This is a genomic window from Pseudonocardia lutea, assembly GCF_042658055.1.
Taxonomy (GTDB): domain Bacteria; phylum Actinomycetota; class Actinomycetes; order Mycobacteriales; family Pseudonocardiaceae; genus Pseudonocardia; species Pseudonocardia lutea.
This window is the reverse complement of the sequence record NZ_JBHSQK010000010.1, coordinates 135,113-148,726: the sequence shown is the minus strand read 5'-3', so window position 1 is coordinate 148,726 and position 13,614 is coordinate 135,113. Positions and strand designations below refer to the sequence as shown.

At 74.3% G+C, this 13,614-nt stretch carries 13 protein-coding genes; 4 read left to right on the top strand and 9 right to left on the bottom strand.

The window, feature by feature from the left end; all coding sequences use genetic code 11:
• Nucleotides 1–366 precede the first annotated feature (366 nt).
• From ACFQH9_RS06155 to katG, 3 genes are all read right to left on the bottom strand, one after another.
• Nucleotides 367–1,761: a DNA-binding protein gene (locus ACFQH9_RS06155; protein WP_379564912.1), complete on the bottom strand. Its 1,395-nt coding sequence runs from the start codon at nucleotides 1,759–1,761 to the stop codon at nucleotides 367–369.
• Nucleotides 1,762–1,825: 64 nt separating this feature from the next.
• Nucleotides 1,826–2,302 (bottom strand): nuclear transport factor 2 family protein, encoded by a 477-nt coding sequence (locus ACFQH9_RS06150; RefSeq protein ID WP_379564911.1) that lies wholly within the window; start codon nucleotides 2,300–2,302, stop codon nucleotides 1,826–1,828.
• A gap of 169 nt (nucleotides 2,303–2,471) precedes the next feature.
• Nucleotides 2,472–4,655 (bottom strand): catalase/peroxidase HPI, encoded by a 2,184-nt coding sequence (katG, locus tag ACFQH9_RS06145; RefSeq protein ID WP_379564952.1) that lies wholly within the window; start codon nucleotides 4,653–4,655, stop codon nucleotides 2,472–2,474.
• Nucleotides 4,656–4,833: 178 nt separating this feature from the next.
• On the opposite strand from katG, the gene ACFQH9_RS06140 reads away from it, so the two are divergent.
• Nucleotides 4,834–5,313: a nuclear transport factor 2 family protein gene (locus ACFQH9_RS06140; RefSeq protein WP_379564910.1), complete on the top strand. Its 480-nt coding sequence runs from the start codon at nucleotides 4,834–4,836 to the stop codon at nucleotides 5,311–5,313.
• A gap of 12 nt (nucleotides 5,314–5,325) precedes the next feature.
• Here the strand turns inward: ACFQH9_RS06140 and ACFQH9_RS06135 are convergent, their stop codons facing one another.
• The 6 genes from ACFQH9_RS06135 to ACFQH9_RS06110 all read right to left on the bottom strand — a co-directional run bounded on the left by ACFQH9_RS06135 (nucleotide 5,326) and on the right by ACFQH9_RS06110 (nucleotide 10,738).
• A complete protein-coding gene (locus ACFQH9_RS06135; RefSeq protein WP_379564909.1) occupies nucleotides 5,326–6,561 on the bottom strand; it encodes an acyl-CoA dehydrogenase family protein in 1,236 nt (411 codons plus the stop codon).
• A 76-nt stretch (nucleotides 6,562–6,637) separates the two neighbouring features.
• The gene (locus ACFQH9_RS06130; RefSeq protein ID WP_379564908.1) at nucleotides 6,638–7,579 is read right to left on the bottom strand and encodes a helix-turn-helix transcriptional regulator; all 942 of its coding nucleotides are present in this window, start codon (nucleotides 7,577–7,579) and stop codon (nucleotides 6,638–6,640) included.
• 88 nt (nucleotides 7,580–7,667) lie between these two features.
• Nucleotides 7,668–7,868, bottom strand: a complete 201-nt coding sequence (locus tag ACFQH9_RS06125) for a ferredoxin (protein WP_379564907.1) — start codon at nucleotides 7,866–7,868, stop codon at nucleotides 7,668–7,670.
• Nucleotides 7,865–8,527 (bottom strand): TetR/AcrR family transcriptional regulator, encoded by a 663-nt coding sequence (locus ACFQH9_RS06120; protein WP_379564906.1) that lies wholly within the window; start codon nucleotides 8,525–8,527, stop codon nucleotides 7,865–7,867. Before ACFQH9_RS06120 ends, ACFQH9_RS06125 begins: the two co-directional genes overlap by 4 nt.
• A gap of 16 nt (nucleotides 8,528–8,543) precedes the next feature.
• Nucleotides 8,544–9,752 carry a cytochrome P450 gene (locus ACFQH9_RS06115; protein ID WP_379564905.1) on the bottom strand — a complete coding sequence of 403 codons (1,209 nt, stop codon included), beginning with the start codon at nucleotides 9,750–9,752 and terminating at the stop codon, nucleotides 8,544–8,546.
• A gap of 146 nt (nucleotides 9,753–9,898) precedes the next feature.
• On the bottom strand, nucleotides 9,899–10,738 hold the full coding sequence (locus tag ACFQH9_RS06110) for a class II aldolase/adducin family protein (RefSeq protein ID WP_379564904.1): 840 nt from the start codon (nucleotides 10,736–10,738) through the stop codon (nucleotides 9,899–9,901).
• 161 nt (nucleotides 10,739–10,899) lie between these two features.
• Between ACFQH9_RS06110 and ACFQH9_RS06105 the strand changes: the two genes are divergently transcribed.
• From ACFQH9_RS06105 to ACFQH9_RS06095, 3 genes are all read left to right on the top strand, one after another.
• Nucleotides 10,900–12,315, top strand: coding sequence for a phytoene desaturase family protein (locus ACFQH9_RS06105; RefSeq protein ID WP_379564903.1), 1,416 nt, complete (start codon nucleotides 10,900–10,902; stop codon nucleotides 12,313–12,315).
• Between the two features lie 131 nt (nucleotides 12,316–12,446).
• Complete coding sequence (locus ACFQH9_RS06100; protein WP_379564902.1) at nucleotides 12,447–12,770, top strand: hypothetical protein; 324 nt, start codon at nucleotides 12,447–12,449, stop codon at nucleotides 12,768–12,770.
• Entirely contained in the window at nucleotides 12,767–13,579 is an 813-nt protein-coding gene (locus ACFQH9_RS06095; RefSeq protein WP_379564951.1) for an HTTM domain-containing protein, read from the top strand. Before ACFQH9_RS06100 ends, ACFQH9_RS06095 begins: the two co-directional genes overlap by 4 nt.
• Nucleotides 13,580–13,614: the final 35 nt, after the last annotated feature.

Sequence of the window (13,614 nt, the reverse complement as noted above, 5' to 3'; positions counted from 1 at the left end):
TCCTGGTCCGCGACTCCACGTGTCATCCGGTCGCGCCCGATTGCCCGCCGGCCGGGGACCGCCGTGCGTGCGCCGGGTTCCGGGCACGACGGCGAGCCCGGTGCACGGGCTTCGGTCGCTGTAGGTCGTTCTCGAAAGCCGTCCGAGGAATTGCCCGACGAACGACGGGAACGGTGTCACCGACGGAGACGGGACCCCGCCCCAATTCGTTCGCCGGAGGAGGGGAACGTTACGCGCGTCACAACTTCAGCGGCAAGGTCAGGTACTGATTCGCGCGGACGGTCGCCGCTCGTCCGCCGGGAGCTACCGTTCCTTCCCGATCCGGTGCCGCCGGAAGATCGCTGCCGTGCACCGGTCCGAATCCGCTCAGATTCCCAGAGCCCGCCGCACGGCCGGGGCGTTCCGCCGGGACACCGGGACACGGTCTCGCGCCCTGTTGTCCAGGACCAGCGACAGCTCGCCCTTGCCCCCGCGGTCGACCTCCCGGACCCGGCCGAGGTTGACCACGAACCGGCGGTGCACCCGGAGGAACCCGGCGTCGGCCAGCTCGTCGTCGAGCCGCTCCAGGCCGGTGGAGGCGGCCCGCAGGCGTCCCTCGTCCGTCGAGAGCCAGACGTCGTTGCCGTCCGCCTCGGCGAGGTAGACCTCGGACGGGCGCAGCAGGACCAGCCGGTTCTCCCGCAGCGCGACGAGCCGCCGCGGCTGCATCCGCGGCCGGGCCGGCCCGTCGGCGTCGGCCAGCAGCTCCCCGTCGAGGGTGCCGAACGCGAGCAGGCTGCCGACCATTCGCCCGGACACGAACACGGGGCGCACGGTGACCGGCGTGGGCTCCTCCGCGAGGTGGGTGAAGACCTGGGTCGAGCCGACCCAGTCCCGGTTGTGGTCGGCCTGCCGGTAGGCGTACCGGGCGATCCCGATCAGGTCGGGCAGCCCGGGGTTCCAGCGCACCGTCGGGTCGATCGCGGGGGTCGAGGCCGGGACGCCCATCAGCACGCTCGCCCGCTCGTCGGCGATCACCACCTTGCCGGCCGTGTCGATCGCGGCGTGCCCGGCGCCGGGACGGGCCCGGGCCTGGGTGTAGGCCGCGACCAGCGCGGTTCCGCTGTCCCGGGCGCGGCTGCGCAGGGTCCGCCGGGTGGTGGCGACGGCCTGCGAGAGCCAGGCGCCCGTCGACTCGGGGAGCGCGGTGCGCCAGCAGGAGATGTTGACGACCGCGATCGGGTCCTGCGTCACGACGTCGCGCACGGCGATCCCCGCGCACACCCAGTTGTGGAAGGCCTGGCACCAGTGCTCGGCGCCCCGGACCAGGACCGGGCCGTGGGCCTCCAGCGCGGTGCCCATGCCGTTCGTGCCCGCGGCGCACTCCGACCAGCAGAACCAGGGCGCGAGGTTGGAGCCCGACGCCCGGTTCAGCGTGGCGTGGTTGCCCCACGCGGCGAGGATCCGGCCGGTGGCGTCGGTGACCGTCACGATGCCGCTGAGGTTGTCGACGTCCTGGGCCACGGACGCGGCGAGGCCGCCCAGCTCGGTGAACACGACGTCGTGCTCGAGCGTGTGGTCGATCTGCTCGACCGCGACCGGGGCGGCGCGCAGGTAGGGGTCGACGCGGTACCGCTCCCGGCAGCGGTGCCACGACACCACCACCTCGGGGCGCACCCCGGACACGCTGTCCTCGCCCTGCACGAACTTCTCCCACGCCGCGTACACGGTTTCCCGGTACGGGGTCGCCGTCGTGGGGCCGAGTCGGTGTACGTCGGTCATGGTGGAGAACCGCCTTTGGTCCGCCACGCCGGGACGGCGGTGACCCGGCCCGCGCAGGTCGACGTCAGGTGTGCCGGCAGCGGACCGGGCACTGCCGTGCGTGGTGCCTTCGTTGGCCACTCGTCGTCAGCAATGCCAGGACGTGGGCCCACTGTAGGGACCGGAGGCGGGCCGCGTCACCCGAGCGCGACGCAGATGCCTCCGGTGTCGTAGTCAGCCCGTGCGCTCGCCGGTGGGACTCGCCGGTGGGAGCGGTGCCGGGCAGCGTGAGCGCGCGCACGGCGACCGCCGAGTCGGCGCTGAGCGGGTCGCCGTGGCGGTGCACCACCTTCCAGTTGCCGTCCTCGCGCCGGAAGATCGTCGTGACGCGGAGTACGTACGGCCGGGGCTCGGCACCGCCGATCGACGCCGTGGTGTGCTCGAGGGCGACCGTGTAGGCGAGGTCGCCGCGGGCCTCGGCGGCGAGGATCTCGTTCTCGTAGGCCGGGCAGTGGGAGAACTGTCCGCCCAGGGCCTCGCCGTCACGGTGCCACCCCTCCACGGCAGCTCAGGGTCGTCAGGCCGGGCTGCGAGTATGGCCCTCGGTCCTGTCACCGTCGAGCGGCCGCCCCCTTGGACGAGCGCACGTCGGAGGGCCCGCCGGGAGACTGTCCCCGGCGGGTCTCCGAGGTCCGTGCGTCCGTGGCCCGCGGGCTGGGACCACGCGGGTATCAGGCGAGGTCGTAGCGGTCCGCGTCCATGACCTTGGTCCAGGCGGCGACGAAGTCCCGCACGAACTTCTCCTTCGCGTCGTCGCCGGCGTAGACCTCGGCGACGGCCCGCAGCTCGGAGTTCGAGCCGAAGACGAGGTCGGCGCGGGTGCCGGTCCACCTGACGTCGCCGCCCGAGCGCGGCCGGGCCTCGAAGAGGTTGTCGTCGCCGGCCACCGACGTCCACTCGACGTCCATGTCGAGCAGGTTCGTGAAGAAGTCGGTGGTCAGCGTGCCGACCCGGTCGGTGAACACGCCGGCCCTCGAGCCGCCGGTGTTCGCCCCGAGCACCCGCAGGCCGCCGACCAGCACCGTCATCTCGGGCGCGCTCAGGCCGAGCAGGTTGGCCCGGTCGACGAGCAGGTACTCGGCCGGCAGGCGGTGCCCCTTGCCGCGGTGGTTGCGGAAGCCGTCGTGCGTGGGCTCCAGGTGCGAGAAGGACTCGACGTCCGTCATCTCCTGGGTCGCGTCGGTCCGGCCCGGGGTGAAGGGGACCTCGACCGGGGTGCCGGCGTCCTCGGCGGCCTTCTCGACCGCGGCGACGCCGCCGAGCACCACGAGGTCGGCGAAGGACACCTGCCGGTCGAACGAGGCCTGCACACCCTCCAGCGCGCGGACGACCTGGGCGAGCCCGTCCGGGTCGTTGACCTCCCAGCCGCGCTGCGGCTCCAGGCGGATGCGACCGCCGTTGGCGCCGCCGCGCTTGTCGCTGATCCGGAACGAGGACGCGGCGGCCCAGGCGGCGGACACCAGCTGGGAGACCGACAGCCCCGTCGCGAGGATCCTCTCCTTGAGGGTGGCGACGTCGTCGGCGGACAGCGTGTAGTCGCCGCGGGCCGGGACCGGGTCCTGCCAGAGCAGCTCCTCCTGCGGCACCAGCGGGCCGAGGTAGCGCTGGATCGGGCCCATGTCGCGGTGGGTCAGCTTGTACCAGGCGCGGGCGAACGCGTCGGCGAACTCCTCGGGGTTCTCGTGGAACCGGCGGGAGATCGGCCCGTAGACCGGGTCGAACCGCAGCGCGAGGTCCGTGGTCAGCATGGTGACCGGGCGGTTGAGCTCCCCGGTCTCCGGGTCCGGGATCCTGCCGTCCCCGGACCCGTCCTTCGCCACCCACTGCCAGGCGCCGGCGGGGCTCTTCGTCAGCTCGTACTCGTAGCCGAACAGGTTGTCGAAGAAGCCGTTGTCCCACCGCGTCGGGCTGGAGGTCCAGGTGACCTCGAGGCCGGAGGTGATGGTGTCGCGGCCCTTGCCCGTGCCGAAGCCCTGCTTCCAGCCCAGGCCCTGCTCCTCGATGGGGGCGCCCTCGGGCTCCGCCCCGACGTACCTGTCCGGGTCGGCGGCGCCGTGCGTCTTGCCGAAGGTGTGTCCGCCGGCGATGAGGGCGACGGTCTCCTCGTCGTTCATCGCCATCCGGCCGAAGGTCTCGCGGATGTCGCGGGCCGCGGCCACCGGGTCCGGCTCGGCGTTCGGGCCCTCCGGGTTGACGTAGATCAGGCCCATCTGCACGGCGCCGAGCGGGCGCTCGAGCTCGCGGTCGCCGGTGTAGCGCTCGTCGCCGAGCCAGGTGCGCTCCGGGCCCCAGTAGACGTCCTCGTCCGGCTCCCAGACGTCCGCGCGGCCGCCGGCGAAGCCGAAGGTCCTCAGGCCCATGGTCTCCAGGGCCCGGTTCCCGGTGAAGATCATGAGGTCGGCCCAGGACACCTTCCTGCCCCACTTCTTCTTGACCGGCCAGAGCAGGCGGCGGGCCTTGTCCAGGTTGCCGTTGTCGGGCCAGCTGTTGAGCGGCGCGAAGCGCTGCATGCCCGCGCCCGCGCCGCCGCGGCCGTCCTCGACCCGGTACGTGCCGGCGCTGTGCCACGCCATGCGGATCATGAACGGCCCGTAGTTCCCGAAGTCCGCCGGCCACCAGTCCTTCGAGTCGGTGAGGACGGCGTCGACGTCGCGGGCCAGCTCGTCCAGGTCGACGGTCGCGAACTCCGCGGCGTAGTCGAAGTCCGGGTCCATCGGGTTGGCGGCGGGCGCGTGCTTGCGCAGGATCTTCAGGTTGAGCTGGTTCGGCCACCAGTCGGTGTTGGCGGCGCCCTCGGTCGGGTGCCCGAGGCGACCGGCGTGCACCGGGCAGCCGCCGGCCTCGTCCGTCTGCATCTGCTTCTCGACCGTGGTGTGGTCGTCGGACAGCGACACGTCGATCCTCCTGCGCTCGGGGGAGTGTGGTGGGCGGTGGTGGGCGCCGGGAGTCTGGCGCACTCCTCTGGAACGCATCAAGAACGTGTCGCAGTCTGAGACCACCCGCGGGTCTGGCTCGCGCGGGCGGTGCTCCGGCATGCTGCCGACGTCCCGGTACGGGCCGGGACCCGGAGGAGAGGGCAGTGCGGCGATGGGCGAGCGGCAACGGGCGGACAAGGACCTGATCCGCGCGGCGTTCGACGAGTGGGCGGCCGGGACGGGCGGGCCCTTCGCCCTGCTCGCCGACGACGCGACCTGGACGATCACCGGCAACAGCCCGGTCTCGCGCACCTACCGGAGCCGGCAGGAGTTCCTGGACGTGGTCATCGACCCGTTCAACGCCCGGATGTCCGAGCGGCTGGTGCCGAGCGTGCGCGGGCTGTTCGCCGACGGGGACTGGGTGATCGCCCTGTTCGACGCGCACGCCACCGCGCGCGACGGCACGCCCTACGACAACACCTACAGCTGGTACCTGCGGCTGGCGGGGGAGGGCGGGGACAGGCGGATCGTCGAGGCGATCGCCTTCTTCGACACGATCGAGTTCACCGACTTCTGGAAGCGGGTCGACCCGGCCTGACCCCGCCGGCCGTCACGCCATGCCCGACGCGGCGAGCGGGTCGTACCCCGGCGTGCGCAGGAGGGCCTGCAGCTGCCGGCGGCGGACGCCGGTGTTCGACCCCTCGATCACCGGGTAGGCAAGGGCCTCGTTCAGGTACCGGAGCAGCGGGAACGCGGTGTCGTACGCCGAGACGCCGACGACCTTGACCAGCTCGGTGATCACGTCGACGGCCGTCTCGGAGCCGAACACCTTCGCGTGCAACGCCCACTCCGGACCGTGCGGGTCCCCGCCGAGCGCGGCGTCGAGGGCCCGCCAGGACAGCAGCCGGACGGCCTCGATCCGCCCCTTGGCGTCGGCCAGCACGTCCGCGACGGACTGGTGCTCGACGATCGGCACGGCCCCGCCGCGCTTCTCGGTCGTGGCGAAGCGCAGGGCCACCTCGAACGCTCGGCGCATCGCCGCGACGGCGAAGGTGCCGATGGACGCCCCGCTGCCGACGAAGGCGTTGCGGCACAGCTCCACCCCCTGGCCCTCCCGCCCGAGCAGGTTCGCGCGGGGGACCCGGACGTCGACGAGCCGGACGGTCGCGGTGAGGCAGCCCCGCAGGGCGGGCAGGTCGTGGTACTCCTCCACCTCGAGGTGGCCGGCCAGGTGCTCCCGCTCGGCGACGACCAGGGAGACCCCGCCGGGCGCGCGGCAGACGATCGTCATGAGGTCGGGGCCGTCGCCGTCCCAGCCCGGCAGGTGCGACGCCCACGCCTTGTGCCCGTTGATCACGTAGTGGTCCCCGTCGGGGACGGCGGTGGTGCGCGTTCCCTCGGCGGGCGGCGGCGCGTCGAAGTTGGCGCTGCCGCCCGGCTCCGAGTAGGCCATCGCGGCCAGCGGCGCGCCCGCGTCCGCGAGGAACGGGGCCACGAAGCGCGCGATCTGCCCGGGGGTGCCGACCTCGTAGACGGGTACGAGCGCGATCAGCGGACCGGCCATCGAGATCACGAAGTCCGGGCTGTGGGCCGCCCACTCCTCGATCAGGATCGCCGCGTCGACGCCGCCGCCGGCGGCGCCGCCGAAGGGCACGGGGATCAGGCCCTTGAGGAAGCCGGCGGCGACGGCCTTCTCGAAGGCGGGGCGGGCCAGCGCGGCCCGGCGGACCGGGTCCGGTTCGGTGCGGACGGTCTCGGCCAGGTCGCGCAGGTTCGCCTCGGCGAACTCCCGCGCGGCGCGCTTGAGCCCGACCTGCTCGGGGGACAGGGAGAAGGAGACGGACACCGGGACCTCCGTCGTCGGTGCCGGACGACGCCCGGCGCGGAGCCCCAGGCTCCCGAAGCCCGGGCCGGTGGTCTCGTCAGTTCGTGCGCGGGAGCCGTGCAGTTCGTGCAGCCTCGCGCAGCTCCCTGGGCGCGCAGCCGTGGGCGCGGCGGAAGGCCCGGCTGAACGAGGCCGGGTCGACGAAGCCCACCGAGGCGCCGATCTCGGTGACGGTCCGGGTGTCGGCGGGGTCGCCGAGCAGCGCGGCGGCCCGCTCGAGGCGCAGCCGCCGGACGGTGGCGGCGAAGGTCCCGTCGGTGCCGGCGAAGGCGGCGTGCAGGGTGCGCGGGGAGACCGCGAACCTGCGGCAGACGGTGGTCACGGACAACGCGGGGTCGCCCAGCCGGGCGCGGACGTACCGGAGGACCGCGGCCCGCAGCAGCGCGGCGGGCGGGGCCCGGTGCTCGGGCGCAGCCGCGGCGGAGAGGGCCGCCGCGAGGGCGTGCTCCAGCTCGCCGGCGACCGGGCCGGCGTCGTCGACCTCCCAGAGTGCGCCGATCATGGCGCTCACGACCCCGCCCACGCCCCGGCCGTCCCACCGCCCGCCGAGCCGGGGCCGCAGCCGGCGACCGTCGAGCAGCTCGTGGGGGAGGCGGTAGGAGACCATCCGCCAGGGCGCGTCGAAGTCGAACCGGTAGGGCGCGGTGGTGTCGACCACGGTGAACTCACCGGGCCCGACGACCGCGTCCGCGAGGGCCTGCCGGACCCGGCACCGGCCCGCGACCTGCAGGTTCAGGAAGTAGTAGGCGCCGTCCGTGCGGGCGACCTCGGCCGGCCCGTGCAGGGTCGCCTGCGGCTGGGAGGCGATGTGCGCGCGCACGACCTGCCGCAGCGGCCGCGTCTCCACGCGGGCGGCGAAGCCCGGGCCGGCGTCGGCCTCCCGGCGCGGGGTCAGGGGCACGAAGGCCCGGCAGATGACCTCGTGCCAGTACCCGAACTGTTCGCGCTCGGGCCGGGCGGCGACGTCCCAGACCGGCATCCGCCGACCTCCCCGCGGCCGTGGGCAGCGGTGTCGCCGCCCACGGGGCATGGTCGCCGCGGCGTCGGCGCCGGTCAACCGCCCGGGATCAGGAGTCCTCGTGAACCGTGATCGCCGCGGCGGGGCAGACGTCGGCGGCCTCGCGGACCGCGGTGTGCAGGGCGGCCTCGGGCGCGGCCTCGAGCAGCACGACGATCCCGTCGTCCTCGCGCTGGTCGAACACGTCCGGCGCGAGCATCACGCACTGGCCGGCGCCGCAGCAGCGGTCCTCGTCGACGGTCACCTTCATGCTCGGTCTCCTTCCGTGCGGGCGGGTGCGGCCGGGGCGAGCCAGAGGCCGACGAGCGCGTCGACCAGGCCCGTGGCGGTCGCGTCCCAGGTGGTCCGGGGGGTGGGCGCGTCCTCGGCGAGGGCCCGCTCGCGTTCGGCGCACACGTGCACCATCAGCAGGCGGGTCATGTCGCCGCGCTCGAGGCGGACCTCGGCGGGCAGGTCGGGCAGGCAGCGGTTGAGCCCCTCGATCGTCGCGAGCAGCGCCGGCGAGCCCAGCGACTCCTGCGTGACGATCTCGCGGTAGGCGGGCTCGGTGGTGAGCTGGGCGTGGAACCGGGCGAACCAGGTGGGCGCGCCGAGGGCGTCGAGGTACCCGGTGAACGGACGGACCAGGCAGCCGACCCAGTCCCGCGCCTCGGACGACCCCTCGGTGGCGGCGAGGGCCTCGGCCCGCAGGCCCTCGATCCGTGAGGTGTGCCGGCGCACCACGGCCCGGACCAGGTCCTCCTTGGCGCCGAAGTGGTAGCCGACGACGGCGGTGTTGCCCTGCCCGGCCGCCTCGCCGATCTGCCGGTTCGACACCGCCAGCACCCCGCGCTCGGCGAAGAGCCGCTCGGCGGCGTCGAGGATGAGCGCCCGGGTGGCCTCGGCGCGGCTCGTCCGGGGCGAGGTCACGGCGTCACCGTCGCGGTCACCAGCGCACCGGCAGCTCGCGGAGCCCGCCCACGGCCAGGCCCTCGACCCGCTGCAGCTCCTCGACCGGGACGGCGAGCTCGAGCCCGGGCAGCCGGCGCAGCAGCACCTCGAGGGTGACCTGCAGCTCGGTCCGGGCGAGCGCCTGACCGAGGCAGGAGTGCGGGCCGGAGCCGAAGCTCAGGTGCGGGTTGGGGGAGCGGGTCAGGTCCATCTCCTCCGCGCCCTCGAACGCCCGCGCGTCGCGGTTCGCCGCGCCCATGCTGCACATGACGGTGGTGCCGGCCGGCAGCGCGGCGCTCGCCAGCTCGACGTCCTCGGCGATGTAGCGGGGCATGCCGATGCCGGGGTTGGCGTCGAAGCGCAGCGACTCCTCGACGGCGGTGCGCACCAGCGACGGGTCGGCGAGCAGCTGCTCCCAGCGGCTGCGGTCCGCGAGCAGCATCGCGACCATCTTGCTGATCATGTTGGCGGTGGTCTCGTGCCCGGCGACGAGCAGGCCCTGGCCGGTGCCGACGAGCTGCGCGTCCGTCAGCAGGGTGCCGTCCGCCATGGGCTCGGTGGTCAGCTCGCTGAGCAGGTCGTCGCCGGGCTGCGCGCGCTTGGCCCGGACGTGCGCCTGCATGTAGCCGAGGAACTCGGTCTGCGCCGCGACGATCTCCTCCCGGGTGTAGCGGGTGAGGTTGAGCAGCGTGTCCGACCAGTGGGAGAACTTGTCGCGGTCCGAGTCCGGCACGCCGAGCATGGTGCAGATGACCCAGACGGGCAGCGGGAAGCCGAGCGCCGCCTTGAGGTCCGCCGGCTGACCGTGGGCCTGCATGTCGTCGATCAGCGAGTCGGCCATGGCCTCGATCCGCGGCCGGAGCGCCGCCATCCGCCTGGCGGTGAACCAGCGCATGACCAGCCGCCGCCACTGCTGGTGGGCCGGGCCGGTCTGCGGGAGCACGCTCGCCATGTCGCTGTCGAACACGCCGCCGGAGTCCGAGATCCGCGCGCCCTGCCCGCCGCCGACGCGGGGGAAGCGAGGATCGGAGAGCACCTGCTTGACGTCGTCGTAGCGGGTGAGCAGCTGCGCGTGGTCACCGCTGGGCAGGGTCACCGTGGCGACGGGGCAGCGGTCGCGCAGCTCGGCCCACTCCTGCGGCGGGTCGAGCGGGTCGGGTGCGGGCAGCGGGTAGTGCAGCTCGCCGGAGTCGGGGAGGGTCACGGCGGTCCTTCCGGTGGTGGGCGGTCGGGCTCGGTCCTCCCCACTCTAAATCAACCGCTTGATTTGGTTCACCACGGCGAAGGTCACGCCCGGAGCGGGAACCCCGGCGCGCGGGGTTCCCTCGGTCGGTCGTCAGCCGTCCGGCGTCAGTCGAACAGGTCCGGGTCGGTCCGGACGATCTCGTCCCACAGCGGCTGGAAGGCGAACCAGCCCGCGTACGGGCTGCCGGTCTGCTCGCGGGTGAAGCGCGCGTTCGCGGGGTCGACCAGCGTCGGCGTGCCGGCGGCCTCGGCCAGCAGCTGGGCCTGGCAGTTGCGCTCGGTGCTGACGAACCACCACGCGGCCTCGGCGACGGTGTGCCCGACGGTGAAGATCCCGTGGTTGCGGTGGAAGCACATGGCGTTGTCGCCGAGGCCCGCGGCCAGCAGCCGGCCCGCCTCCTCGTCCACGACGACGGCGCCCGCCCCCTCGGTGACCACCGTGTGGTTCTCGTAGAGCGCGCAGGCGTCCTGCGTGATGGGGTCGAGCGGGCGGCCGAGCGAGGACCAGGCCTTGCCGTACACCGAGTGGGCGTGGCAGGCCGCGACCACGTCCGGCCTGGCCTTGTGCACCGCCGAGTGGATCACGAACCCGGCCCGGTTCACCGGCTTGTTCCCGTACCGCACGGTCCCGCCGTGGTCGACCAGGATCAGGTCGGAGACGCGGATGTGCCGGAAGGACATGCCGAAGGGGTTCACCCAGAACATGTCCTCGTGCTCCGGGTCGCGCACGGTGATGTGCCCGGCGACGCCCTCCCCGAAGCCGAACCGGCCGAAGATCCGGAACGCGCCGGCGAGCTGCTGCTTGCGGTGCAGCCGCTCCTCCTCGACGGTCGCGAACACGGGTGGGCGCGGCAGGGAGATGCCCTGCTGGGTGGGCTCGAAGGAGGGCATCCCGCCGTCGGAGGTGGACGGGGAGGTGGGTGCGGACGTCGTCGGTGCAGCCATCCTCCGACGGTGCGCTCCGCCGCCCCGGCCCGTCAACGGCTGCCCCGGCGGTTTCGACGGCGGTTCCGACGGCAGGTCGACGGCACCGCCGGGAGCGGGGCGCGGCGCTTCCGTCGGCTCCCGCGCCGGCCGTGCGGGACCGGACCGTTAGGGTCGCGGCCGTGAGCAGCGCGGTCGTGGTCGGCAGCGGGCCCAACGGGCTCACCGCGGCGGCGCTGCTGGCGCGCGCGGGCGTCGAGGTCACCGTCCTGGAGGCGGCCGCGGAGATCGGCGGCGGCACCCGCACGAGCGAGGCGATCCTGCCCGGCCTGCTGCACGACCACTGCTCGGCCGTGCACCCGATGGCCGTCGGCTCCCCGGCCCTGCAGGACCTGCAGCTGGAGAAGTACGGCCTCGAGTGGCGACGGCCGGAGATCGACTGCGTGCACCCGCTGGACGACGGCACGGCCGGCGTGCTGCACCGCTCGGTCGAGGAGACGGCCCGGGCCCTGGGCCGCGACGGCCGCAGGTGGGCAGCGCTGCTCGCCCGGCCCGCCACCCGCTACGACGCGCTCGCCGAGGACGTCCTCGGTCCGCTGCTGCGGCTCCCGGCGCACCCCCTCGACCTCGCCCGGTTCGGCCTGCCGACACTGCTGCCGGCGGCCGTCCTGGCCCGCGCCTTCGCCACGCCGCAGGCGCGGGCGCTGTTCGCCGGGGTCGCCGCGCACGCGTTCCACCCGCTGGAGCGGCCGCTGACCTCGGCGATCGGCCTGGGCATCCTCACCGCGGGGCACCGGCACGGCTGGGCCGTCGCGGCCGGCGGCTCCCGCGCGATCTCGGACGCGCTCGCCGCGGTGCTGGCCGAGCACGGCGGGCGGATCGAGACCGGGGTCCGGGTGAGCTCGGCGCGCGGCCTGCCGCCGGCCGACGTCGTGCTGTTCGACCTGGCTCCCGCCGCGGTCGCCGGGATCCTGGGCGACCGGCTGCCCGGCCGGGTCGCCCGGGCGTACCGGCGTTTCCGGCACGGGCCGGGCGCGTTCAAGGTCGACTTCGCGGTGGAGGGCGGGGTCCCCTGGCGGAACCCGGCGGCGGCGCGGGCGGGCACCGTGCACCTGGGCGGACCGCTCGAGGAGGTCGCGGCCGGCGAGCGCGAGATCCACGCCGGCCGGCTGCCGGAGCGCCCGTTCGTGCTGGTCGGGCAGCAGTACCTCGCCGACCCGGACCGGTCGGTGGGCAACGTCCACCCCGTGTGGGCGTACGCGCACGTCCCGCACGGGTTCGCGGGCGACGCGACGGAGGCGATCACGGCCCAGCTCGAGCGGTTCGCGCCCGGCTTCCGCGAGCGCGTCGTCGGCACGGCGGTGCGGACCACGACCGAGCTCGCCCGCTACAACCCGAACTTCGTCGGCGGTGACATCGTCACCGGGTCGACCCACGCCCGACGGCTGCTGCTCGGCCCGCGCGCCACGCTCACCCCCTACGACACCGGCGTGCCCGGTGTCTACCTCTGCTCCGCCGCGACCCCGCCGGGCGCCGGGGCCCACGGCATGTGCGGGGCGCACGCCGCGGAGCGGGCGCTGCGCCACCTGGGCCGGTAGCGGGATCGGACGGTCCGGACGGACGACGCCGATCGGGCGGGAAGGACGGATCACCGCGGAGCGTGCGCCGCCGACCGCAACGCCGGCCTCCGCTGTCGATCCGGCGCGGAGGCCGGAACTACGGTTTCCCGATGAACCGAGTTCTGGCGTCCCGGCTGCTCCTGGGGCTGCTGGCCGTCCAGGTCGTGGTGCCGGCCGTGTCGCTCGCGACCACCTCGACCCCGCGGCACTACGCCTGGAGCATGTTCGTCGAGTCCTCGACGGACTACCGCTACGTCGGCGAGACGGCGGACGGCACGCACGTCGAGCTCGACCCGGCCGAGGTCGGCCGCCCATGGTCGTCGGTGCACTACGGGCCGCAGACGCCGCAGCGGCTGTGCGCGCGGCACCCCGAGCTCAGCTCGGTGACCCGCTTCTACGACGCCGAGCAGGAGAGCGTGCAGCCGTGCGGATGATCCCCGAGACCGTGCCGGCCCGGCCGCTGGCCGCGTACCGGATCGTGCTGGGCCTGGTCGCCGTCGTGCGCGCCCTCGCCCTCACCGCCAACCCGTACCTGGGCAACCGCCCGCACCCGCTCTACCCGTTCCTGCCGGCGCTGCCGACGCCGGTCTGGACGGCCGTGGGGCTGGTGATGCTGGCCGCCGCCGTCTTCGTCGTGCTGGGGGTACGGGCGCGGCCGGCGGCGGCGACCGTCGGGATCTGCGTGCTCGTGCTGATGTGGGGCGCGGGGTACTACGGCAACGGGGCCTTCCTGCTGGCCACGATGTCGATCCTGATCTCCTTCACGCGCTGCGACGCCGACCTCGCCCTGCGCCCCCGCCGGTACGCCGACGGCGTGTGGGCCCCGCCCGTGTACCTGATGCGGGCGCAGATCACGATCGTCTACTTCTACGCCGCCCTCGGGAAGCTCAGCCTCGACTTCCTGTCCGGCAACGGGCTGGCGTCGTGGGGGGTCGACTCCTTCCTCGCGCCGCGGTTCCTGCTGGTCCTGCCGGTGCTGGCGACGATGGCGGTGGGCGCGGTCGCGACGGAGCTGTTCGTCGCGGTGGCGCTGTGGTTCCGGCGCACGCGGCCCGTCGCGATCGCGCTGGGGCTCCTGCTGCACCTGTGCATGATCGGGTGGATCAGCGACAGCCTGATCGCGGTCGTCGAGCTGACCTGCTTCGCGGCCACCACGACCGGGGCCTACCTGCTCTTCGTCGACCGCCTGCCCCACTTCGTGGAGCGGCGGATCCCGACGGACCGCGAGGCCGCCCGCGCGTGAGGCGTTAACGCCCGCACCCGCTCCCGACGAGGACC

Excerpts from the sequence above, each read along its gene's own strand:
- ACFQH9_RS06100 (WP_379564902.1), top strand. The coding sequence starts at position 12,447 with ATGAACCGAGTTCTGGCGTCCCGGCTGCTCCTGGGGCTGCTGGCCGTC.
- ACFQH9_RS06125 (WP_379564907.1), bottom strand. The coding sequence starts at position 7,868 with ATGAAGGTGACCGTCGACGAGGACCGCTGCTGCGGCGCCGGCCAGTGC.
- ACFQH9_RS06155 (WP_379564912.1), bottom strand. The coding sequence starts at position 1,761 with ATGACCGACGTACACCGACTCGGCCCCACGACGGCGACCCCGTACCGG.
- katG (WP_379564952.1), bottom strand. The coding sequence starts at position 4,655 with ATGCAGACGGACGAGGCCGGCGGCTGCCCGGTGCACGCCGGTCGCCTC.
- ACFQH9_RS06095 (WP_379564951.1), top strand. The coding sequence starts at position 12,767 with ATGATCCCCGAGACCGTGCCGGCCCGGCCGCTGGCCGCGTACCGGATC.
- ACFQH9_RS06130 (WP_379564908.1), bottom strand. The coding sequence starts at position 7,579 with ATGCCGGTCTGGGACGTCGCCGCCCGGCCCGAGCGCGAACAGTTCGGG.
- ACFQH9_RS06140 (WP_379564910.1), top strand. The coding sequence starts at position 4,834 with ATGCTGCCGACGTCCCGGTACGGGCCGGGACCCGGAGGAGAGGGCAGT.
- ACFQH9_RS06110 (WP_379564904.1), bottom strand. The coding sequence starts at position 10,738 with ATGGCTGCACCGACGACGTCCGCACCCACCTCCCCGTCCACCTCCGAC.